21 protein-coding genes, 1 tRNA gene, 4 pseudogenes and 1 riboswitch are annotated in these 21,850 nt (G+C 71.8%); of the genes and pseudogenes, 18 read left to right on the top strand and 8 right to left on the bottom strand.

Translation table 11 applies throughout. From position 1 onward, the window contains the following. Positions 1-16: 16 nt before the first annotated feature. Positions 17-865, bottom strand: a complete 849-nt coding sequence (locus ABZT12_RS25550) for an MIP/aquaporin family protein (RefSeq protein ID WP_356388690.1) — start codon at positions 863-865, stop codon at positions 17-19. A 314-nt stretch (positions 866-1,179) separates the two neighbouring features. Here ABZT12_RS25550 and ABZT12_RS25545 point away from each other — a divergent pair. From ABZT12_RS25545 to ABZT12_RS25520, 6 genes and pseudogenes are all read left to right on the top strand, one after another. After that, positions 1,180-1,404: pseudogene (locus ABZT12_RS25545) on the top strand (dihydroxyacetone kinase subunit DhaK); the annotation flags it as partial. A 19-nt stretch (positions 1,405-1,423) separates the two neighbouring features. Continuing rightward, on the top strand, positions 1,424-1,723 hold the full coding sequence (locus ABZT12_RS25540; RefSeq protein WP_356388688.1) for a MarR family winged helix-turn-helix transcriptional regulator: 300 nt from the start codon (positions 1,424-1,426) through the stop codon (positions 1,721-1,723). A gap of 390 nt (positions 1,724-2,113) precedes the next feature. Next, positions 2,114-2,599, top strand: a complete 486-nt coding sequence (gene crcB / locus ABZT12_RS25535; protein ID WP_356388686.1) for a fluoride efflux transporter CrcB — start codon at positions 2,114-2,116, stop codon at positions 2,597-2,599. Continuing rightward, complete coding sequence (locus tag ABZT12_RS25530; RefSeq protein WP_356388684.1) at positions 2,596-2,943, top strand: DUF190 domain-containing protein; 348 nt, start codon at positions 2,596-2,598, stop codon at positions 2,941-2,943. Before crcB (ABZT12_RS25535) ends, ABZT12_RS25530 begins: the two co-directional genes overlap by 4 nt. Next, positions 2,940-3,314, top strand: coding sequence for a fluoride efflux transporter CrcB (gene crcB / locus ABZT12_RS25525; protein WP_356388682.1), 375 nt, complete (start codon positions 2,940-2,942; stop codon positions 3,312-3,314). Before ABZT12_RS25530 ends, crcB (ABZT12_RS25525) begins: the two co-directional genes overlap by 4 nt. After that, entirely contained in the window at positions 3,311-4,510 is a 1,200-nt protein-coding gene (locus tag ABZT12_RS25520; RefSeq protein ID WP_356388680.1) for an MFS transporter, read from the top strand. Before crcB (ABZT12_RS25525) ends, ABZT12_RS25520 begins: the two co-directional genes overlap by 4 nt. A 300-nt stretch (positions 4,511-4,810) precedes the next feature. Next, a riboswitch (Fluoride riboswitch) is annotated at positions 4,811-4,887 on the bottom strand. Positions 4,888-4,970: 83 nt separating this feature from the next. Here the strand turns inward: ABZT12_RS25520 and eno are convergent. Continuing rightward, positions 4,971-6,165: pseudogene (gene eno, locus ABZT12_RS25515) on the bottom strand (phosphopyruvate hydratase); the annotation flags it as partial. Beyond that, on the bottom strand, positions 6,048-6,524 hold the full coding sequence (locus tag ABZT12_RS25510; RefSeq protein WP_356388840.1) for a hypothetical protein: 477 nt from the start codon (positions 6,522-6,524) through the stop codon (positions 6,048-6,050). The gene ABZT12_RS25510 and the pseudogene eno, both read right to left, overlap by 118 nt. A gap of 118 nt (positions 6,525-6,642) precedes the next feature. Between ABZT12_RS25510 and ABZT12_RS25505 the strand changes: the two are divergent. The 3 genes and pseudogenes from ABZT12_RS25505 to ABZT12_RS25495 all read left to right on the top strand — a co-directional run. Then, positions 6,643-6,828, top strand: a pseudogene (locus tag ABZT12_RS25505) (DNA-binding protein); the annotation flags it as partial. Continuing rightward, a complete protein-coding gene (locus tag ABZT12_RS25500) occupies positions 6,818-7,600 on the top strand; it encodes a hypothetical protein (protein ID WP_356388678.1) in 783 nt (260 codons plus the stop codon). The pseudogene ABZT12_RS25505 and the gene ABZT12_RS25500, both read left to right, overlap by 11 nt. Then, positions 7,504-8,034: a tyrosine-type recombinase/integrase gene (locus tag ABZT12_RS25495; protein WP_356388832.1), complete on the top strand. Its 531-nt coding sequence runs from the start codon at positions 7,504-7,506 to the stop codon at positions 8,032-8,034. The genes ABZT12_RS25500 and ABZT12_RS25495 overlap by 97 nt, the downstream gene beginning before the upstream one ends. Before the next feature lie 99 nt (positions 8,035-8,133). Here ABZT12_RS25495 and ABZT12_RS25490 read toward each other — a convergent pair. Next, positions 8,134-8,207, bottom strand: a tRNA-Pro gene (locus ABZT12_RS25490). A 98-nt stretch (positions 8,208-8,305) separates the two neighbouring features. On the opposite strand from ABZT12_RS25490, the gene ABZT12_RS25485 reads away from it, so the two are divergent. Further along, complete coding sequence (locus ABZT12_RS25485; RefSeq protein ID WP_356388676.1) at positions 8,306-8,827, top strand: DUF309 domain-containing protein; 522 nt, start codon at positions 8,306-8,308, stop codon at positions 8,825-8,827. 56 nt (positions 8,828-8,883) lie between these two features. After that, positions 8,884-9,723 (top strand): precorrin-6A synthase (deacetylating), encoded by an 840-nt coding sequence (gene cobF, locus ABZT12_RS25480; protein ID WP_356388674.1) that lies wholly within the window; start codon positions 8,884-8,886, stop codon positions 9,721-9,723. Positions 9,724-10,017: 294 nt separating this feature from the next. Here cobF and ABZT12_RS25475 read toward each other — a convergent pair whose 3' ends face one another. From ABZT12_RS25475 to ABZT12_RS25465, 3 genes are all read right to left on the bottom strand, one after another. Continuing rightward, positions 10,018-10,806 (bottom strand): cobalt-precorrin-6A reductase, encoded by a 789-nt coding sequence (locus ABZT12_RS25475; RefSeq protein WP_356388672.1) that lies wholly within the window; start codon positions 10,804-10,806, stop codon positions 10,018-10,020. 32 nt (positions 10,807-10,838) lie between these two features. Continuing rightward, entirely contained in the window at positions 10,839-11,612 is a 774-nt protein-coding gene (locus ABZT12_RS25470) for a sulfite exporter TauE/SafE family protein (RefSeq protein ID WP_356388670.1), read from the bottom strand. 310 nt (positions 11,613-11,922) lie between these two features. Next, entirely contained in the window at positions 11,923-13,110 is a 1,188-nt protein-coding gene (locus ABZT12_RS25465) for a thiolase family protein (protein WP_356388668.1), read from the bottom strand. 152 nt (positions 13,111-13,262) lie between these two features. On the opposite strand from ABZT12_RS25465, the gene ABZT12_RS25460 reads away from it, so the two are divergent. The 6 genes from ABZT12_RS25460 to ABZT12_RS25435 all read left to right on the top strand — a co-directional run bounded on the left by ABZT12_RS25460 (position 13,263) and on the right by ABZT12_RS25435 (position 19,100). After that, entirely contained in the window at positions 13,263-14,093 is an 831-nt protein-coding gene (locus ABZT12_RS25460; RefSeq protein ID WP_356388666.1) for an alpha/beta fold hydrolase, read from the top strand. A gap of 116 nt (positions 14,094-14,209) precedes the next feature. Next, positions 14,210-15,022 (top strand): SAM-dependent methyltransferase, encoded by an 813-nt coding sequence (locus ABZT12_RS25455; protein ID WP_356388664.1) that lies wholly within the window; start codon positions 14,210-14,212, stop codon positions 15,020-15,022. A 110-nt stretch (positions 15,023-15,132) separates the two neighbouring features. Continuing rightward, entirely contained in the window at positions 15,133-15,945 is an 813-nt protein-coding gene (locus ABZT12_RS25450) for an SAM-dependent methyltransferase (RefSeq protein ID WP_356388662.1), read from the top strand. 31 nt (positions 15,946-15,976) lie between these two features. Beyond that, complete coding sequence (locus ABZT12_RS25445) at positions 15,977-17,380, top strand: glutamine synthetase family protein (protein WP_356388660.1); 1,404 nt, start codon at positions 15,977-15,979, stop codon at positions 17,378-17,380. A gap of 4 nt (positions 17,381-17,384) precedes the next feature. After that, positions 17,385-18,548 (top strand): amidohydrolase family protein, encoded by a 1,164-nt coding sequence (locus tag ABZT12_RS25440; RefSeq protein WP_356388658.1) that lies wholly within the window; start codon positions 17,385-17,387, stop codon positions 18,546-18,548. Between the two features lie 15 nt (positions 18,549-18,563). Further along, positions 18,564-19,100 (top strand): NUDIX hydrolase family protein, encoded by a 537-nt coding sequence (locus ABZT12_RS25435; protein WP_356388656.1) that lies wholly within the window; start codon positions 18,564-18,566, stop codon positions 19,098-19,100. A 279-nt stretch (positions 19,101-19,379) separates the two neighbouring features. On the opposite strand, the gene ABZT12_RS25430 is transcribed toward ABZT12_RS25435, so the two are convergent. After that, the gene (locus ABZT12_RS25430) at positions 19,380-21,164 is read right to left on the bottom strand and encodes a tannase/feruloyl esterase family alpha/beta hydrolase (protein ID WP_356388654.1); all 1,785 of its coding nucleotides are present in this window, start codon (positions 21,162-21,164) and stop codon (positions 19,380-19,382) included. Positions 21,165-21,482: 318 nt separating this feature from the next. Between ABZT12_RS25430 and ABZT12_RS25425 the strand changes: the two are divergent. Further along, positions 21,483-21,850 (top strand): annotated as a pseudogene (locus tag ABZT12_RS25425) (DNA-directed RNA polymerase subunit alpha); the annotation flags it as partial.

The following is a 21,850-nucleotide window of genomic DNA, read 5'->3' as shown; positions in this document are numbered from 1 at the left end:
CAACCCCAAGAGCCGGTCAGTTCTCGTCCGGGGCCGGGACCCGTCCGGGGGGCTCCGGCTCAGCGGTCGGCAGGAACCGGCCGATGAAGAACTTGTACAGGCCCGCCCCCAGCAGACCTCCGATCAGCGGACCGACGATCGGCACCCAGAAGTAGAAGTGCCCGTACTGATCTCGCCACGCTCCGCCGTACCCGGTGAAGAAGCTGGCCAGCCGGGGACCGAAGTCGCGTGCCGGATTGATCGCGTAACCCGCGTTGGTACCCCAGGCCATGCCGATGGCCACGACGATCAGGCCGACGATGAACGGCGCCAGGTTGGCGCCGGGGGGCGTGTTGAGCAGGTCCGTGACCGCGAGGATCAGCAGCAGCAGGATCGCGGTGCCGATGATCTGGTCGCGGAGTGCGCCCCATTCGGTGACCGGCAGGTTCGTGTTGCCGTTGGCGGGCAGCGTGGAGAAGACGAACTGTGTCTTGATCGTGTGGGTGGGATCTGCCTTCGCCAGCGCCTCGGTGTAGTTCCACCGGACGATCAGGGCTGCCACGAAGGCGCCGGCTGTCTGGGCCAGCGCGTAGGGAGCCACTTTGCTCCACGGGAAGCCCTTGAACGCCGCCAGCGCGAGGGTCACCGCGGGATTGAGGTGCGCACCGCTCAGCCTCGCCGCGACGTACACACCCAGGGTGACACCGAGGCCCCAGGCCCAGGCGATGCTGTCGTGGTTTCCCAGGCCGCCCGCCGGAGTCGTGAGGGCCCCGCCGGCGACTACCTGAGCCACCACGCCACAACCGAAGAGGATGAGGATCATCGTGCCGGCGAATTCCGCTGAAAGCTCGCCGACCAGCCCTGATCTCTTGAGTCGCTCAGCCATGGGTGCCCGCTTCCCGCCGGCCCAAGGGTCGGCCGTCAACTGCCCCGAGTCCTCAGTAGCCATTGTAGGACCGGCCAGAGCCGTACGCGCGCGGGCGATACTGCCCGCTGCCCGGCTAGGGAGGAGACGGAAGTCCGCCCGCCGCGATGAGACATTCGGGGCTGCCATGCATGTTCCGCTGTGATGGCGACCGCCGCTTCTGCACCAGCTCACGAGCACCGGCCGACAAGTGGCTGCTAAAGCGCCTTGGGCGCTCGGACCGCTCATCGCCCTCGGACCCCTGACCAGGCGGCAGGGGATGCCAGCGCCTGTGGTTCGACCTGCCGGACGGGGAGATGGAGCTCGGGGTCGGGATCCACGGCGAGCCGGGCCGAGAGGGGCGCGCGATGATGCCGGCCCGAGAGATCGCGGAGGCCGCGGTGGGCGCCGTACTCGAGGAGCTGGTGGAGGTGGCTCCGGCCGACGGGCCGGTACTGGCCTTGGTCAACGGGATGGGAGCGACGCCGCTGCTGGAGCTGTACGGGTTCCACGCCGAGGTCACCGGGCCGGATCAGTGATTTGGCCGCCCGCCAGCGCCTGGCGCCCAGCACCGTCAGCGGGCTGATCGGCCAGATGATCACCGCGGGTCTGGTCGTCAGCGAGGTCGACCCCGCCGACCGCCGCGCCTCCGGCGTCACCCTCACCGATGCCGGACGCGAGCAGCTCGCCGCCTGGACCGCGGCTCATGAACGCCGGATGGATGCCGCACTCGGTGCCCTCGACGCGGGTGCACGTGTGGCCATCGCGGGTGCGCTGCCGGCCCTCTTCCAGCTCGCCGAGGAGCTGGGCGAGCCGGGTGACGGCCCGGCGGCGGGCTGACGCACGAGATCACGCCACAGTGCCGGGCCGTTGCCGGTGAGCTCGTCCTCGCCGACCGGCATGACGGACGCCGTGGTTTGCGGGGCGTGCTCAATGAGCACCAGGAGGGCTTCGCCCCGCCCGGGAATTTGCTGGCGTCCGGGCCGAGAGGTAGTCGAGGAACGTGCCAGGCTCCAGGTAGCTGCTGGCGGTGTCCGACGCACGGGCAACGCGGATGGGCAGCTGCCGTCTGCGATAGCCTGATCCCCGACAGTGGTCGTTCTGGCGATCACTGCGCGGCGGTGGGGCTCGCCGTACCCGAACCGCGGCATTGGTGCCGCCAACAGTCCCTACTTGCGATGGTGTGTGCCCGCGTGTGTGTGGGCCCCGGCGAGTAGGAGACGTACGTTCATGACAGCCCCGAAGCCCCAGGCGGTGGACGAAGCCACGGACCCCGACGTTGATCTGCACCTGCCCGACCAGCGGCGGCTGTCCTGGCGGGCACAGGCGCCGATCGTGGCGGTGGTGGCGCTCGGCGGAGCGATCGGGGCTTCCGCCCGGTACGGGGCCTCGCTTCTCTGGCCGGCTGCGACTGGGGCATTCCCGTGGACCACCCTGTGGATCAACGCGGTCGGCTGTGCGGTGATCGGTGTCTTCATGGTGGTGATCACGGACGTGTGGGCGGCGCACCGGCTGGTGCGGCCGTTCTTCGGTACCGGTGTCCTGGGTGGTTTCACGACCTTCTCGACGTACGCCGTCGACATCCAAAAGCTCGTGGACTCAGGTCATGCCCGCACCGGTCTGCTCTATCTTGCGGCGACGCTGCTGGCGGCGCTCGCCGCCGTATGGCTGGCGGTGACGGTGACGCGCCGCGTTCTGGCATGGAGGCAGGGATGACGAGGCTGACGGGCAGGGCTCTGCGGGTGACGGTCTTCATCGGAGAGAACGACATCTGGCATCACAAGCCGCTGTACTCCGAGATCGTGCACCGCGCGCATAAGGCCGGGCTGGCGGGTGCGTCTGTCCTCCGGGGTATCGAGGGGTTCGGCGCGTCGTCGCTGATCCATACCTCGCGGTTGCTGTCGCTGAGCGAGGACCTGCCGGTGGCGATCGTGATCGTGGACAACGAGGAGTTGGTGCGTGCCTTTCTGCCGCAGCTCGACGAACCCGTCTCCGAAGGACTGGTGATCCTCGACGACTGTGAGGTCATCCGGTACGTGGGCAGGGGGAGCAACGCATGAGCTGGCTGCTGGTCGTCGGCGGCGGCGCGATAGGCGGTCCGCTGCGCTATCTGACGGACCGCGCGGTGCAGAAGCGGCACGACACCGTCTTCCCCTGGGGCACGTTCACCGTGAACGCCGTGGGTTGCTTCGTGCTGGGTCTGCTGAGCGGTGCGGTGGTGGCCGGGGCAGCCTCCTCGCAGGTGCAGTTGCTGCTGGGCACCGGGCTGTGCGGGGCGCTGACGACGTATTCGACATTCTCGTACGAGACGCTGCGGCTGGCCGAGGACGGGGCGCGGTTCTTCGCCGCCGCCAATGTGATCGCGAGCGTGGTGGCCGGACTGGGTGCGGTGTTCGTCGGGGTCGCCTTCGCCGAGGCGCTGTGGGCGTGATCAAGGGGGCGCCCGCTCAGCAGCGGACCGGGATGGGGCCCTGGCGGTTCGTGGTCTGGTTCGGCACGGTCAGCCTGCTCGCGGACTTCGTGTACGAGGGTGCCCGTTCGATCACCGGCCCCCTGCTGGCGTCGCTGGGCGCGTCGGCGCTGGTGGTCGGTGTGGTGACGGGCGCGGGCGAGGCGGCGGCGCTGGGGCTGCGGCTGGTCTCGGGGCCGCTGGCGGACCGTACCCGGCGCTTCTGGGGCCTGGCGATCGCCGGCTACGCGTTGACGGTGGTCTCCGTACCCCTGCTGGGCGTGGTCGGGGTGCTGTGGGCGGCGTGCGCGCTGGTGATCGCCGAGCGGGTGGGCAAGGCGGTGCGATCGCCGGCGAAGGACACGATGCTGTCGCACGCCACCGCCGCGACCGGGCGCGGGCGCGGCTTCGCCGTGCACGAGGCGATGGACCAGATCGGCGCGCTGGTCGGACCGCTCGTCGTGGCCGGCATGCTCGCCCTCACCGGCGGCGACTACGGACCGGCGCTCGCCGTGCTCGCCCTCCCGGGCGTTGCTTTGCTGGGACTGCTGCTGTGGCTGCGCGCGCGGGTGCCCGACCCGGAGGCGTACGAGCGGGAGGTGGTCACTGCCACGGATGAGCCTGCATCGGACGGCCGTCTGCCGGCGGCGTTCTGGACGTATGCGGCCTTCACCGCTGCCACTACTGCCGGGTTCGCCACGTTCGGCGTGCTGTCGTACCACCTGGTCGAGCGGCATCTCATGGCAGCGGCCTGGGTGCCGGTGCTCTACGCCGCCGCCATGGCCGTCGACGCCGTGGCCGCGCTCGCCACCGGCTGGCTGTACGACCGCCACGGCGCACGCGTGCTGATCGCCCTGCCGGTCCTGACCGCCGCGGTCGCAGTGCTGGCGTTCACCGACACGGTCGCGATCGCGGTGGCCGGGTCCCTGGTGTGGGGTGCGGCCATGGGGATCCAGGAGTCCACCCTGCGCGCAACGGTCGCGGATCTGGTGCCCCGTGGCCGGAGGGCGACCGCCTACGGCCTGTTCGCCGGTGTCGTCGGCGCGGCAAGTCTGGTCGGTGGCGCACTGACGGGCGGCCTGTACGGCTATTCGATCCCCGTGCTGATCACGGTCGTGGTCGCCATCCAGGTTCTTGCTCTGGTTCTGCTGGCCGCCACGCCGGCGGCTCGGCGCTGATCCCGGGAGCGTCTCACGCTGGGGGCACGTCACCCGACGGGCGGCGTGCCCCCGACGGTGCCCTTTGCCGCGACCGGGCGCGCGCGGGTGGTCGCTCGGTGGGACCCGCGTCAAAGGGCTGGAGGCTGGAGCCGCGGGAGACCGCTATGGGCCGCGGACCAGCCTGTCCGCGGAACCTCAAAGACACGTGTTCGATGATCGGCAGCAGCAGATTTGGGGGCATGCCGACAGATGAGTACGGCCAGCGAGGTCCTGTACGGCGATTTCACCTGCGCACCTCCGGGAAGGCATGCGTTCCTGACCAGGTCAGGAACCATCAGTCCGGGCAGGCGGTTCGGACCAGAGCGGTCCCGGCGGGATCCATCGCCACAAGCAAGTGAACAACTTTGCAGATGGGTGGTCAAGGCGGCCGGCATCCTGAACCACCGCTCTATGCCACGGCTTTACCTCCCGGTGCTCATCAGCGGCTCGGCCCGTACGGCAGGGCGGTCCCGGCCGCGGCGATCTCGATGAGCCGGTTGTACTTGACGACGCGTTCACCGCGGGCCGGCGCGCCAGTCTTGAGCCGGCCGCTTCCGGTGCCGACGACGAGATCGGCGATGAAGGCGTCCTCGGTCTCACCGGAGCGGTGGGACACCATCTGCGTGTAGCCGGCCTCCCGGCAGATCCGCATCGCGTCCAGGGTCTCGGTGACCGTGCCGATCTGGTTGACCTTGATCAGGGCGGAGTTGCCGATCTGCTTGGCGATCGCCTCGCTGATGATGGCCGGGTTCGTGACGAAGATGTCGTCACCCATCAACTGCACGCGATCGCCCACGCGTTCTGTCAGGCGGACCCATCCGTCCCAGTCGTCCTCGGCCAGCCCGTCCTTCGATCGACCAGACCGGGAAGCGGTCGGTGATCGCTTCGTAGCGATCGATGAGCTGGTCACTGGTGAGCGCGTCGCACGCCACGCGGTACAGGCCGTCGTCCCCATGACGGAACTCGCTGGCGGCCGGGTCCAGGGCGATGGCGATGCCGTCGCGGCCAGGGGTGTATCCGGCGTCGTTGATGGCGTCGACGAGGAGTTGAAGAACGTCTTCCGGGCGGTCGATCGCGGGAGCGAAGCCGCCCTCGTCACCCAGCCCGGTGGCGTGCCCGTCGGCGGACAGGCGGGCCTTCAACCGGGCGTAGACCTCGGCCCCGGCGCGCACCGCCTCCGGCAGGCTCGGTGCGCCGAGCGGGGCGAGCATGAACTCCTGGAAGTCCAGGCTGTTCGCGGCGTGGGCGCCGCCGTTGACGACGTTGAAGTGCGGCACCGGCAAACGCGGCGTCGTGCCCGCAACCTGGGCGAGGTGCTGCCACAACTCCCGTCCCGCGAGAGCGGCTTCGGCGCGGGCGGCGGCGAGGGAGACGCCGATGATGGCGTTGGCGCCGAGCCGGTCCTTGGTGTCGGTGCCGTCCAGCTCGATCAGCGCACGGTCGATCTCTGCGGCGGAGGCGAAGGTCCGGCCGGTGAGAGCGTGGGCGATTTCGCCGTTGACGTGGCCGACGGCCGTCAGCACCCCCTGCCCGCTGTAGCGGTTCGGGTCGCCGTCGCGGAGTTCGACGGCCTCGCGGCTGCCGGTGGAGGCGCCGGAAGGCACCCCAGCGCGGACACGGGTGCCGTCGGCGGTGTGTCGCGCAGCCGCCGTAGATCGTCCGCCGGCCGCCCCAGACCCTTCAGCTGCAGCCGGGCCACCTCTGTGCGGACGTCCGGGTGCACGGTGAAGGCCAGGTTCACGGACTGGTGCACCATCCACTGGTCGTAGTCCAGGAGCCGCCCCGCGTACGCCCGCGTGTGCACGAGGTCGGCGTCGGTGAGCGCCACCTCCCACAGCCGGGCCCGCAGGTGGAGGAAGGCCGAGCTCGCGTCGCCGCAGTCCCGGGCGGCCTGCCCGGAGACGGGCCCTGGCTCCCCGCAGGAGGCCACCGCCGCATCGGCGGGCTCCTGAGCGGCCACGGCCTCGTCCAGCACCGCAAGCAGTGCCCGCACCTGGGACGCCGAACCGCATCGCGAGAAGGAGTCCACAGCGGTCCCTGCAGCTGCTCACCATCGTGCCGTATCACCTGACAGCCGAGCGTCTCTCCTCACCAGCGCCTGGTATTCAACCAGTGACCTCGCTGCCTGCCTGCGAGTCGACGCCTCAACTCTGCGCCGCTGGCGCACCGCCCAGCCTCCCCAGGGGGCGCCTTTCGTCGCGGTCTCGGAACGCGTCGTCATGTACAGCGCCCTCGACGTCGAGGAATGGCTGCGCCGCCGACGTACCGTCCCGACCAAGGGACTCAATGGCCGATAAGACCAGCGTTCCTGTCGGTGTCCGGCTCTCGACCGATATCGAGTACCGTCCTGACCGCCCCACTCCGTATCGGGCACGCGTCCGGTGGACCGATCCGACCAGCAAGCGCCGCCAGTCACTGTCCGAGGGAAAGGACAGCGAAGAAGAAGCGCAGGAATGGCTCCAGTCCATCATCGAGGCCGCAGAGGCCGGCCTGAGCCCGTCGCTGGCCACCATGAAACTCGCCGAATACGGCGAAGCGAACATGGACCTCGCCCTGCGCGGCCTGGAATTGAAAACGCTGGACCCCTACCTGTCGGGGTGGCGGATGCGCGTGGTCCCCGCCCTGGGCCACCTCGCGGTGCGGATGATCACCAATGGCGTCGTCGACCGCACCGTGCAGAACTGGATCGCCGACGAGCACAGCCGCTCGACGGTGAAGAACACGATCGCCGTCCTGGTCCGCGTCATGGAGCAGGCAGTCCGCGACGGCATCATCAAGGTCAACCCCGCCCGGGTGACCGGCTGGCAGAAACTCTACAAGCAGGCCGAGGACGAACTCCTCGACCCACGCGGGCTGGCTCTGCCCGACTGGGAGACCCTCATCGCACTGGCCGACGCGCTCGTGGCCGCCTCCCACGACCAGTATCGCGCTGGGGAGACGTGGTCATCTTCGCCGCGTGCACTGCCGCACGGATCGGCGAGGTCTCAGGCTGCCGCGTCGGGGATATCGACACCACCCAGTGGATCTGGACTGTGCGGCGTCAGACCACACCCGCGCCCGGCGGGCTGACCGACAAGGGCACCAAGGGCAAGCGGGCCCGGAAGGTTCCCATCGTCGAGGAGATCCGTCCCCTCGTCGCCCAGCGCGTCCTGTCCGCCGGCCCCAATCTCGATGGCCGCCTGTTCACCGGCCCGCGCGGCGGACGTATCTCCACCGCCGTCCTGCGCGATGCCACGCACTGGGACGACGTGGTCACCAAGCTCGGCTACGAGCACCTGCGCCGCCACGACCTCCGGCACACCGGTCTGACCTGGTTCGCCGACGCCGGAGTCCAGGTACATGTCCTCCGCAAGATCGCCGGACACGGCTCCCTGACCACCACCCAGCGCTACCTGCATCCTGACGTACACAAGATCACCGCCGCCGGGGCCGCGCTCTCCGCACACCTCAGCGTGCTCCGCGCACCCCGCTCGCTGCCAAGCCCGATCGTCATGACCCGCTGACCTGAGTCAAGGGCGCCGGTCCCCAACTGGTCCCCAAGAATGATCAAGGGCCGGTGTCGGATATCTCCGAAACCGGCCCTCACCTGCGACTGTCTCCAGTCGGGACGACAGGATTTGAACCTGCGACCCCTTGACCCCCAGTCAAGTGCGCTACCAAGCTGCGCCACGTCCCGGTGCGCGTCCCGCGGTGAACCGCGTGCTCGCGCGAAGAGAACCTTACCCCACCACCCCCGCAGGCCCGAAAGCGGCGCTCGCGCGCGACAATCGACGTATGGGCAGCGCATCCTCCGGCCGGACGGCCGACGCACGGGACCGGGACGGCGAAGGGCGGGCGCGCAACGCCCGGCCGCGGGACGGCCTCGGACGCCCACTGCCGTACGGCGCGGCCGGGGTGGAGCGGCAGCCCGAGGGAGTGGTGCGCGCGCCGGAGGACTCCGTCACCGAGGCGCAGGCGCTGCTCGGCGCGGGGAAGCCGTTCCACGCCCACGAGGTCTTCGAGGACGCCTGGAAGGCGGGCCCGGAGGAGGAACGCGCTCTGTGGCGCGGTCTCGCCCAGCTCGCCGTGGGGCTCACCCACTCCGCCAGGGGCAACGTCACCGGAGGGGCCCGGCTGCTGCGCCGCGGGGCCGGTTCCGTGCGGGAGTGGGCCGGCCTCACCGGGCGGGAGCGGCCGTACGGGATGGATGTCGCGGGGCTCGCGGCCTGGGCGCGGGAGCTCGCGGACGAGGTGGAGCGGGACGGGGCCGCCGTGGACGCGCGCGCCCGGGCGCCGCGACTGCGCGGAGCGTCCTAGGCGGTCGCGCCGGGTGCGGTGGGGGCGTTGTCAGTGGGGTGCGGCAGACTCGGTGCGTGCGAAAGATTCATGTCATCGGTATCGGCGCGGGCGACCCTGAGCAGCTGACGCTGCAGGCGGTCGGGGCCCTGCGGAGCACGGACGTGTTCTTCGTCCTCGACAAGGGCGAGGTGAAGTCCGACCTGGTGCGGGTGCGCCGCGACATGCTCGACACGCATCTGCCGGAGGGGGCGTACCGGGTGGTCGAGGTGCGCGATCCGGAGCGCGACCGGACGGCCGGCGGGGCGGCCTACTCCCCCGCCGTCGGCGACTGGCGCAGCGCCCGTGCCGCCCTCTACGAACGGCTGATCGCCGAGGAGTTGGGCGAGGAGGAGAGCGGTGCGTTCCTGGTGTGGGGCGACCCTTCGCTCTACGACAGCACGCTCGGCATTCTCGAAGAGATCCTCGACCGGGGCACGGTGGCCTTCGCGTACGACGTGGTGCCCGGGATCAGCAGCGTCTCCGCGCTCGTCGCCCGGCACCGGACAGGGCTCAACCGGGTGGCCCGCCCGGTGCAGATCACCACGGGCCGGCGGCTCGCCGAGGGTTTCCCGGAGGGGGTGGACGACGTGGTCGTGATGCTCGACGCGCAGCAGACCTTCCGGCAGTACGCCGACCAGGACATCGACATCTACTGGGGCGCGTACATAGGCACCCCGGACGAGATCCTCGCCGCCGGACCGATAGCCGAGACCGCGCCGCGCATCGAGCGGCTGCGCGCGGAGGCCCGGGAGCGCAAGGGCTGGATCATGGACACGTATCTGCTGCGCCGGCACCCGAAGAAGCAGGATCAGGAGCAAAGGCAAGAACGAGGGCAGCAGGAGGAGCCGCAGCAGGAGCGACCGGAGGATCGCTGACGAGGCTGCTGACTGGCTGCTGACGGAACAGGGGCCTCAGTAGCGTGCTCCAGCGAGCAGGTCTTGGTGGTGAACTGCCCACCCGGGGTGGGGTGTTGAACCGAGCACGCCCGCTGTGCACCGTGCCCGGGTCCCGGTCCCGCTCGCGGTGTCGGTCCCGGCCCGGGTCCCGGTCCGCGGCCCAGCGGGCGGCCGAGCGCACCGGTCGCCGCCGGTGTCGCGAGGGCCCGTGCGGGCCCGTGCGGGCCTCGGTCGATCGGCGCGCGGTGGACCGTCCATGGCCGTGGGCGTGGGTCACGGGGTGCCGAGGCCCAGTCGGTTCAGCGCCCCGGCCACGTCGGGCACCGCCCGTACGCCGTCCGGCAGTGGGGGCCGTCGTACGACCACGACGGGGAGGTTCGCGTCCCGGGCCGCGGTGAGTTTGGCGGCGGTCGCGGCGCCTCCGCTGTCCTTCGTCACCACCACGTCGATACGGTGCTCGCGGAGCAGCGCCGCCTCGCCGGCCACTGTGAACGGTCCGCGCGCCAGCAGCAGTTGGACGTCGGGCGGCATCGGGGGCTCGGGTGGCTCCACCGACCGTACGACGAAGTGGACCCGCGTGAGATGGGCGAAGGCAGCGAGGCCGAGGCGGCCCGTGGTCAGCAGGGCACGCCGGCCCAGGGCGGGCAGCGCGTCGGCGGCGGCGGCCAGCGAGGGGACCGGGTGCCAGCGGTCGCCGGGGCCCGGGGTCCAGGCCGGCCGTCGTAGCACGACCGTCGGGATGCCGGTCGCCGCGGCGGCCTGGACTGCGTTCGCGGTGATCGACTCGGCGAAGGGGTGCGTGGCGTCGACCAGGGCGTCCACCTGTCGCTCCCGCAGCCATGCGGCCAGGCCGTGGGTACCGCCGAACCCGCCGATCCGTACCTCTCCGTCGAGCTCGCCGGGCGCCTTCACCCGCCCGGCGAGGGAGGTCGTCACCCGCAGGCCGGGGCGGGCCGCGAGGGCGGCGGCCAGCTCGCGTGCCTCGGTGGTGCCGCCGAGGACCAGGATGTGCGGAGACCGGGAGTCAGGCCGGGCCGGGGGCGAGGTCGGGGACGGGGGCATGGGGACGAGCCTACGAGACGACGCGACGGGCGCTAGCGGAGCAGCAGTTGCAGGCCGCCCACGATCGTCGCGGCGATCACGAGTTGTTCGAACAATCGCTGGTTGATTCGGTTCACAGCCCATTTGCCGAACAACGCACCGGGCACGACGAAGGCCACCAGTGCGGCGTCGAGGAGGAGCGAGTGGGCGTCGATCAGTCCGAGACCCGCGCTGAAGGGCAGTTTGGTGACGTTCACGATCAGGAAGAAGAAGGCCGACGTGCCGAGGAAGCCGAGTTTGCGGAAGCCCGCGGAGAGGAGATAAAGCGACATCACCGGGCCGCCCGCGTTGGCGACCATGGTGGTGAAACCGCCCAGCACGCCGTACGAGCCGGCCTTGATCCGCCCCGAGCGGGTGGTGACCGAGTCGGGTTCGTCCTCCGTGGCGGTCCCGCGCCGCCGCCACACCGTGACCCCGGCCATCAGCAGCAGGATCGCGCCGATCGACGTCCGTACGACCCTGTCGTCGGCCCACACCAGGAAGACGGTGCCGGCCACGACCCCCACCGCGACCGCCGGGAAGAGCCGCCACAGGGTGGGCCAGTGCGCGTGCCGCCGGTAGGTGAGGACGGCGAGCACGTCCCCGGCGATCAGCAGCGGGAGGAGTACGCCGGTGGAGGCGCGGGCCGGCAGGACGGCGGCGAAGACCGCCAGGCTGACCGTGTTGGCCCCGCTCACGGCGGTCTTCGAGAAGCCGACGAGCAGGGCCGCGAGGGCGAGCGCGGCGAATCCCCATCCGGAAACGTGCCAGAGCGTCATCGTGTTCATCGGCCACCGATGCTAGGCGCACGCGTCCGGCCACGTCAGGGCCGTCTCGCCTGATGGCCGCGCGTTCACCGGCCCCGGCACCCGGCGTACCGGCGTACCGGCGTACCGGCGTACCGGTCGCACGGTTCCCGCTCGCGCACCCTCGTGCTCGGACCGGGCTGCCACGCGTGCGCGCACGCGTCCCGTCGGCCGTACGCCGAGTCCGGACGCCGAGTCCGGCGAGCGCGCCGGCCTGGACGGGGAGTGCCGCCCCGCCTCCCAACGCCCTTGCCGCACAGTCTTGTTGCGGAGACGGGTCCCGCCGTGCCGCCTACTCCTTCTCGACCAGGATCGCGCTCCCCTGGCCCACGCCCACGCACATGGTCGCCAGTCCGCGCGTGGCGCCCGTACGCCGCATCCGGTGCAGCAGGGTGGTGAGGATGCGGGCACCCGAGCAGCCGAGGGGGTGGCCGAGGGCGATCGCGCCGCCGCTGGGGTTCACCAGCTCCGGGTCGATGCCGAGCCGGTCGACACAGGCGAGGGCCTGCGCGGCGAACGCCTCGTTGAACTCGGCCTCGTCGATGTCGCCGACGCTCCAGCCGACCCGGGCCAGCGCCTTCCGGGTGGCGGGGACGGGTCCGATGCCCATCACGTCGGGGTGGACACCGGCCGAGGCGCCGGCGGCGTACCGGCCGAGGGACTCCAACTCCAGGTCGCGCAGCGCCTCTTCGCTGACGAGGAGGAGTCCGGCGGCGCCGTCGTTCATCGGTGAGGCGTTGCCCGCGGTGACGGTCCCGCCCTCGCGGAAGACCGGCTTCAGCCGGGCGAGTTTCTCGTACGAGGTGTCCTCGCGGATGCTCTCGTCGGTGTCGACGACGACACCGTCCGGCCTCCGCACGGGCAGGAGTTCACCGTCGAAGTGGCCGTTCTTCCGCGCCAGGGCGGCGAGTTGGTGGCTTCGCAGGGCGAACTCGTCCTGCCGCTCGCGGGGTACGCCGTACCGTCCGGCGACCTCTTCGGCGGTCTCCCCCATGGAGAGCAGCCCGTGGAGTTCCCGCATCGCCGGGTTGACCAGGCGCCAGCCGAGCCGGGTGTCGACGGTCTCGACCCGGTGCGGGAGGGCCTCGTCGGGGCGGGCCAGCACGAAGGGGGCACGGCTCATCGACTCGGAGCCGCCCGCGAGGACGATGTCGGCCTCTCCGGCGGCGATCGTCCGGGCGGCGAGGGTGACGGCCTCCAGGCCGGAGGCGCAGAGCCGGTTGACGGTGGCGCCGGGCACGGAGTCGGGCAGCCCGGCGAGGAGTACGGCCATCCGGGCGACATCGCGGTTGTCCTCGCCGGCCTGGTTGGCGGCGCCCCAGTAGACGTCGTCGACGCGGGCGGGGTCGAGCGCGGGCACGTCGACGACCAGGGCGCGCAGCACGGTCGCGGCGAGGTCGTCGGGCCGGACCGTGGAGAGCGCGCCGCGCAGTCGGCCGATGGGGGTGCGGCGGGCGGCCGCGAAATGGACGGGACGCACGACAGGGGCTCCTGACCGTCTTCGCTCGGTGGGTACCGGTCTCCGGCGGAGACCACCTGAGCTTGAATTAGCACTGCTAGTTTTTGACTGTAGACCGCGTGCCGGCTCTCTGGGAAGATCCCGGGACCTTCACCGACGCCGCCGGAGGAGACATGGCCGACACCCGCGAGCACGTCCTCAGGGGGACCCGCGGCGCGATCCGCGTACGGGAGTGGCCGCGCGCCCGGCCCCGCTGCGTGGTCCTCCTGTCGCACGGCTACGGCGAGCACGTCGGCCGGTACGCGGAGCCGGCCGCCGCCCTGCTCGCTTACGGCGCGGCCGTCCTCGGTCCCGACCACCTCGGGCACGGCCGCTCCGACGGCGAGCGCGTGCTGGTCGAGGACTTCGAGGACGTCGTCACGGACCTGCACTCCGTCGCCGGGCTCGCCCGCGCCGCCCACCCCGGCGTCCCGCTCGTCCTGGCCGGCCACTCGATGGGCGGTCTGGTCGCGGCCCGCTACGCGCAGCGCCACGGCACGGGACTCACCGCGCTGGTGCTGTCCGGGCCGGTGCTCGGCACCTGGAAACCGGTGGACCGACTGCTCGCCCTGGAGGAGATCCCCGACACACCCGTCAGTCCCGGCGCGCTCTCCCGGGACCCGGCCGTCGGGGCCGCGTACACGGCGGACCCGCTGGTCTGGCACGGGCCGATGAAACGGCCGACGGTGCGGGCGTTCGCCCGCACCCTGGAGACCGTCGCGGGAGCGGGCGGCATCGGCGCCCTGCCCCTGCTCTGGCTGCACGGAGCCGACGACCGGCTCGTCCCCGTCCCCGGCACCCGGGCCGGCATCGAGCGGCTGGCCGGCGGCGACCTCACCGAACACCTCTACCCCGGTGCCCGTCACGAGGTCCTGCACGAGACGAACCGGGCGGAGGTCCTCGCGGACGTGTTCCGCTTCCTGGACCGCGTGCTCGCCCACCGACTCCCCCCAGCCCAGCGGTAGTTGGGTGCCGCGACGCATCCGGCGCATCCGCCGCCGCCGTACCGCGAGGACGTGCCAGACTGCTCGCGCGCGCCCTGTCCGAGGTGCGCGGCGCCCGTCGAACGAAGGAGCACTCCGTGACCGGGACCGAGGCGGCCGTCGGCCGGATCGACACGAGCAGGCCCCACCCGGCCCGGGTGTACGACTGGTTCCTCGGCGGGAAGGACAACTACCCGGTCGACGAGGAACTCGGCCGGCGGATCAGCGCGGCGGACGGGGGGGCGCCGCGCGTGGCCCGCGCCAACCGCTCGTTCATGCGGCGGGCCACCCGGCGGATCGTCCACGAGACGGGGATCCGCCAGTTCCTCGACATCGGCTCCGGCATCCCCACGGAACCCAACCTGCACCAGGTCGCCCAGGCCGCGGCGCCCGAGTCCCGGGTGGTCTACGTCGACAACGACCCGATCGTCCTCGCGCACGCCGGCGCCCTGCTGCGCGGCACCCCCGAGGGCGCCACCGAGTACGTGCAGGCGGACGCCCGCGCCCCGCGGACCATCCTCGAACAGGCGGGCCGCGTCCTGGACTTCGGCCGTCCCGTCGCCCTCTCCCTGATCGCCCTGCTCCACTTCGTCGCGGACGATGACGGCGCCCACGAGCTGGTGGACGAACTGGTCGCCGCGCTGGCCCCCGGCAGTTGTCTGGTGCTGTCCGCGATGACGGCCGACTTCGAGCCGGAGCACGTGCGCAGGGGCATCGCGATGTACGCGGCGGGCGGTGTGACCCTGGTGGCCCGCTCGCACGCCGAGGTGAGCGGGTTCTTCCACGGGCTCGACCTGATGGACCCGGGCGTCGTCTCCGTGGCGGAGTGGCACCCCGAGCCGGCGGAGCACGTGACTTCGTCGAGCGAGGGGCCGGTGTCGCTGTACGGCGGGGTGGGCGTCAAGCCCTAGTCGAGCCCCGTAGTGTCCGGCCCTCGTGTCGGTGCGCAACCGCCGGGACAGGGTGATCACCGGGCGGCACAATGGAGTTGACATCCGGCCGTACGAAAAAGGAGCCAGACGTGAGTGACAGCCACACCCCGGCGGACCAACCCACCAGACTCAACACGGGGGTGGCGCACAACGCGCGCGTGTGGAACTACTGGATCGGCGGCAAGGACAACTACGAGATCGACCAGAAGGTCGGTGAGCAGGTCGCCGGACTCTTCCCGGTGATCCGCGAAGTGGCGCGCGCCGACCGCGACTTCCTCGGCCGGGCGGTGCGCTTCCTCGCCGCCGAACGCGGGGTACGGCAGTTCCTCGACATCGGCACCGGACTGCCCACGGTCGACAACACGCACGAGATCGCCCAGCGCGTCGCCCCCGACGCCCGGATCGTCTACGTCGACAACGACCCGCTGGTCCTCATCCACGCCCGCACGCTGCTGACCAGCACCCGCGAGGGCGTCACCGACTACATCGACGCCGACGTGCACGACCCGGCCTCGATCGTCGAACGGGCCACCGCCACACTGGACTTCACCCGTCCCGTCGCGGTGATGATGCTCGGCATCCTCAACTTCATCCTCGACACCGACGAGGCCCGGGACGTGGTGCGCAAGGTGATGGCCACGGTCCCCTCCGGCAGTTTCCTCGTCCTCACCCACCCCACCTTCGACTCCGACCTCGGCGGCGAGGGGAACGTGCCGGCCATGGAGTTCTGGAACAAGAACGCCACTCCGCCGATCACCGCCCGCGACCGGGCCGGCATCGCCTCCTTCTTCGACGGTCTCGACCTGCTCGAACCCGGCCTGGTGACGTGTTCGCGGTGGCGTCCCGGTCCCGATGTCCCGGCCGTGGTACCGCAGTTCGGGGCGGTCGCCGTGAAACCCTGACGGGGTTGCCGGCGCCGACCGTGGAGGACGTATGACCACCTTTGCCGACCCCGTGCCCGGCGGGCGCCCCGGGGATGTGGAACGGGCCACCGCGCTCGGCGCCGAACTGGCCGGGCGGGACGTGCACGGCGTCGTGCTGTCGTACGTCGACACCGCGGGCGTCGGCCGGGTGAAGACCGTCCCCACCGCGGGCCTCCGCTCGGCCGCGGCCTGGGGCGTCGGCATGTCGCCGGTGTTCGACACGTTCCTCGCCAACGACTCCGTCGCCACGACCGACGTCCTCGGCTCCCCGGACGGTGACCTGCGCCTCTACCCCGACCTCGACCGGCTGACCGTCCTGGCCGGACAGCCCGGCTGGGCGTGGGCGCCGGTCGACCGCGCCACGCAGGAGGGCGAGCCGCACCCCGGATGCAGCCGCACCTTCCTGCGCCGGGTCGTCAGGGACGCGGCACGACTGCACGGCATCACCTTCCGCGCGGGCATCGAGATCGAGTGGATGCTCGGCCGACCGGGCTCGCCCGACGGGGAGTTCGTGCCCGCCACCACCGCCCCAGCGTACAGCGCGGCCCGGCAGGTCGAACTCGGCGACTACGGCGCCGACCTGCTGGCGGCGCTCGCCGCGCAGGGAGTCGACGTGGAGCAGTTCCATCCCGAGTACGCGGCCGGGCAGTTCGAACTCTCGGTGGGCGCGCTGGACCCGGTGGCGGCGGCCGACCGCAGTGTCCTGGTCCGGCAGACCGTCCGCGCGGTGTCCCAACGGCACGGCCTGCGGGCGTCGTTCGCGCCCGCCGTCCTCGCGCGGGGCGTCGGCAACGGCGGCCACCTCCACCTGTCCGCGTGGCGCGAGGAGCGGAACCTGCACGCCGGGGGCGACCGCCGGTACGGCATGACGGCCGACGCGGAGTCGTTCGCGGCCGGCGTGCTGGACCGGCTGCCCGCCCTCACCGCGGTGACCGCGCCGAGCCCGGCCAGCTATCTGCGGCTACGACCGTCGCAGTGGGCCGGGGTGTTCACCGCCTGGGGCCGGGAGACCCGTGAGGCCGCGGTGCGGATCGTCACCGGTACGGCCGGACGGCGCGAGCGGTCGGCCAACCTGGAGGTGAAACCCGTCGACCTGGCCGCCAACCCCTACCTCGCCCTCGGCTCCGTGATCACCGCCGGGCTGGACGGGATCGCCGCGTCGGCGGTGCTCCCCGAGGAGACCACCGGCGACCCGGTACGGCTCGACCCCGCGCGGGCCGCGGCCTGCGGCGTGCGGCGGCTGCCGGAGTCGCTGGCGGCGGCGGTCACGGAGTTCCGCCGGGACGAAGGGCTGCGGGCCGCGCTGGGCCCGCTCCTCGCCGACGCGGTGATCGCCGTACGCGAAGGGGAGATCGAGGCCGTGGCCGGGCTGGACGACGAGCGGGTGGCCGCGGCCTACCGCTGGAAGTACTGACGCCGTGCGCACCGGCCCCGGCCCCGTCCGGGAGACGCTCGCCGCGCTCCCCCTCGTGGACCACCACTGCCACGGCGTCACCACCGACGACCTGGACCGTACGGCCTTCGAGTCGCTGCTCACCGAGGGCGAGGTCCGGCCCGGCGGCGACCTCTCGGCGTTCGACACGCCTGTCGGCGCGGCCGTACGGCGCCACTGCGCACCCCTGCTGGACCTGGAGCGGCACGCGCCGGCCGAGGAGTACCTGGCCCGCCGGTCCGCGCTGGGCGCGCACGAGGTGAACCGGCGCTTCCTGGCCGCCGCCGGGACCGGCGTGTTCTGCGTCGACACCGGGTTCGCGCCGCCCCGCACCACCTCACCCGCCGACCTGGCCCGACTGGCCCAACTCCCCGCGGGGCCAACGGTGGTGGCGCACGAGGTCGTACGACTGGAAGTGGTGGCCGAGGCGGTGGCCGCGCGGGGCGTCGAACCGGAGGAGTACGCCGACGCGTTCCGGGCCGCCGCGCTGGACGCGGTGCGCCGGCCGGGCGTGGTGGCGGTCAAGTCGGTCGCCGCCTACCGCACCGGCTTCGACCTCGACCCGGCCCGGCCCACCGACACCGAGGTGACCCGGGCCGCCCACGCGTGGCTGTCCCACGGCGGCAGGCTCGAACACCCCGTGCTGGTACGGCAGTTGCTGTGGACCGCCGTCGAGCTGGGGCTCCCCCTCCAACTCCACGCCGGCTTCGGCGACAGCGACCTGCGGCTGCACCGCGCGGACCCCGCCCTGCTCACCGACTGGCTGCGGCTGACCTCGGGCACCGTCCCCGTCATGCTCCTGCACTGCTGGCCCTACCAGAGACAGGCGTCCTATCTCTCCGCCGTCTTCGAACAGGTGTACCTCGACGTGGGCCTCGCCCTGCACCACGTCGGACCCGCCCGGGCCCGCGCGGTACTGGCCGAAGCGCTGGAGATCACACCGTTCCGCAAACTGCTGTACAGCTCCGACGCCTATGGTGTTGCGGAGTTCTACGGGCTCGGCGCGCTGGCGTTCCGCCGCGGTCTGGGAGACCTCCTCCAGGACCTGGTGGACGCCGACGAACTGGGCCTGCCCGACGCGCTGCGCCTGGCGCGCTGGGCGGGAGCGGACAACGCACGCCGGATCTACCGGCTGACCGGCGGACACTGAAAGTATGATCAAGCAATGTCTGACATGACCGAAACCACGCCCGGCTGGCTGTCCGCCGACGACCTCGAACAGGCCCGCGCCCGCATGCCGATCCTGTACGTCGAGGCGGTTCCCGTGCGCGTCGACGACAGCGGCGAAGTCACCAGCATCGGACTGCTGCTCCGTATCGGCCCCGACGGGACGGTCAGCCGGACCCTGGTCTCCGGCCGGGTGCTGCACCACGAGCGGGTCAGGGACGCCCTGCTGCGCCATCTGGAGAAGGACCTCGGCCCGGTGGCGCTGCCCCGGATCCCGGCCTCCCTCCAGCCGTTCACCGTCGCCGAGTACTTCCCGACGCTCGGCGTCACGCCGTACCACGACCCCCGGCAGCACGCGGTCTCCCTCGCCTACATCGTGCCGGTGACGGGCGACTGCCGGCCCCGGCAGGACGCTCTCGACCTGGTCTGGCTGAGCCCGCAGGAGGCGCTGTCGGAGTCGGTGCGCAGCGAGATGCCCGGCGGCCACGGGGTGCTCCTCAAACAGGCGCTGGCACACGCGGGTTGCGTCTCCTGACCGGGCGCCCACGACCGCGCCGCGGCAGGCCGTACCGCGCGCCAGCAGCCGCCCCGGCGCCCTGGTGAGGCCGGCCGCGTCGAGGCCGAGCGCGGTGCGGGCGGCGGCGCGGCCGTGCGCCTCGGCGTCGACGTGGACCGTGGTGAGGGCGGGTGTGACCAGGGCGCCGTACTCGGCGTCGCCGAGGCCTCGTATCCCTGCGGCCTGTTGCGGCCGTCCGGCGTCCGTCCCGCACGGACGCCGGACGGCCGCGGTGCCTCGATCAGCTGTCTCGGCCGTTCAGGACCTGTCCCTGGTGACGACCCACTTGCCGCCCACCCACTCCCCGGTCGTCTCGTAGCCGGAGCGGAAGGAACCGAGCCGGTTCAGCGTGAGGCCCGCCTCGGCGGTGGACTTGACGGGGGTGTAGCTGCTCGCCTCGGTGGCCGGGCCGCCGGTGGTGTTCGCCGCGTAGTAAGGGAAGGGGTAGACCGGGCGGGTCGCGGTGGTGCGGCCGGTGCTGTCGACCGACCTGGTCGTGAGGGAGTCGGGGGCGTGGTCGCCGGTGACCCAGTCGGTGATCGCGGTCAGCGCGTCGAAGGTGTCGGGGCCCTGGCCGCCGCCGCAGTGCGCGACGCCGGGCAGCAGGAAGAGCCGGGCGAAGCTCTCGGTCGCCGCGCTGCCGCCCATGACCTTCTCAACCGCTTTGTAATAGGCCATGGTTCCGACCGACGGGATGTGCTGGTCGCCCAGTCCGTGCCAGAGGATGAGCTTGCCGCCGGCCGCCTTGAAGGCCCTCAGGTCGGGGTCGGTCGCGTCGTACATGCCCTCGTTGGGCGCCATGACCTTCCGGTAGTAGGCGGCGGTGAACTTGACGTCCCGGTAGGTCAGTTCGGGCCGCGGGCTGTCGAAGATCTGATAACGGAGGGTCTCCCGGACGAAGTTGACGTCGCCGGAGACTCCGGTGGCCGTGGCGGGAGTGATGATGCCGGCCCAGTTCAGCTCGGAGCCGCGCAACTGGTACCCGGGATACAGGAGTTGGCCGTGCTCGTCGGTCGGTCCGGCATAGATCCGCCGCAGGGTGGCGACCTGGTCGGCGGTGAGGCAGTACGCGTCGGCCGTCGAGGTCTGTCCGGCCCGGCACTTGATGGAGCCGGGGTCCCAGGTGCAGCTGAGCGGGTCCGGGATGATCCCGTCGGCGGGGGCGCCGCAGCCCTTGAGCACGGCCGCGTGCAGGGCCGGGAGGTCGGCGTTGACGAGGGTGGCGGGGCCGCCGCCGAGGTAGACGGACTGGGCGGTCCAGGCGTGCGAGAAGGTGTTCAGCGCGGTGAAGTTGTTGGCCGGGGCGCCGGCGATGACACCGTCGAAGTCGTGCGGGTAGCGCTGGACTTCGGTGAGCGCCTGGTGGCCACCCTGCGAGCAGCCGTCGAAGTAGGCGTGGGTGGCGGCCTGTCCGTAGTACCGCTTGACGATCTCCTTGGCGGCCAGCGCCAGTTGGTGATCGGACCTGTAGCCGAAGTCCGCGCGCAGGGTCGGGTCGGTGGAGAAGAGTCCGCCGCCCTGGGAGTGGCCCTCGTCGCTGGTGGCGACCGCGAATCCGCCGCTGGTGAGCGGGGCGCAGCCGGCCGAGGCGGGGGCGCTGCCCAGGTTCACGCTGCCGCACAGGCCGCCGCAGCCGAGCTGGAGGTAGTCGGCCTGCCAGCCGGTCTCGGGCAGCCTGAGCTCGAAGTGGATCTGCGGCGCGATCACGCCCTTGACGTCACAGGCGGCCCAGTTGCCCAACGTGTTGGCGCTCGCGGCGAGTTCGGTGGCCGAGCCGATCTCGAAGGGCACGCCGGGCACGGCGGCGGCCAGGTCCAGCTGGGCGACACCGGAACAGGAGAGCGCGGGCGACATGCCCGACGAGGCGGTGCCGCTCGCCGCGACGGCCGCCGTTCCCGCCGAGGCGGAGGCGGGGCCCCGCGCGCCGCCGTTCGCGCCGTACGCGAGCGCCACGCCGGCGCCGGTCACGAGGGCGACGGCGGCGGCGAGGGTGGCCAGGAACGGGCCTGACTTCCACCGGCACCATCTGAACAGCTGGGGCATGCTCGGGTCTCCGTTCGCTCGCCGTGGCGGAATGCCTGAAGGGGCGTACGGCGAAGGAACGTAGCCGGGTGGTCATCGTGGCGCAATACCTGTCGACGACATTGTTGACGATTTTGTCGTCCATCGCTCCCGACGGAGTGACCGGAAAGACAGGAACGGTCGTGGGAGCGGCGGGCAGAAGGAGACCCGCAGCCGCCCGCCGGGTGGCGGGACGGGCGGTTCGGCCGCTGCGGCGACCTGATCGCCCCGAGGGCCCGTACCCTTCGTGATGTATACAGCGTCACATAGCGGGCGCCAAACCACTGGAGGCAACACCTCGTGCTGATCGCTCAGCGTCCGTCCCTGACCGAAGAGGTCGTCGACGAGTTCCGCTCCCGGTTCGTGATCGAGCCGCTGGAGCCGGGCTTCGGCTACACCCTCGGCAACTCCCTGCGCCGCACACTCCTCTCCTCGATCCCCGGCGCCGCTGTCACCAGCATCCGGATCGACGGCATCCTGCACGAGTTCACCACCGTGCCGGGTGTCAAGGAGGACGTCACCGACCTCATCCTCAACATCAAGCAGCTCGTCGTGAGCAGCGAGCAGGACGAACCGGTCGTGATGTACCTGCGCAAGCAGGGCCCGGGTCTGGTCACCGCCGCCGACATCGCGCCGCCGGCCGGTGTCGAGGTGCACAACCCCGACCT

Origin of the sequence: Streptomyces sp. NPDC005423 (genome assembly GCF_040606415.1) — a bacterium.
Taxonomy (GTDB): domain Bacteria; phylum Actinomycetota; class Actinomycetes; order Streptomycetales; family Streptomycetaceae; genus Streptomyces.
The sequence above is the reverse complement of the archived record's forward strand: the minus strand, read 5'-3'. Positions and strand labels throughout refer to the sequence as shown.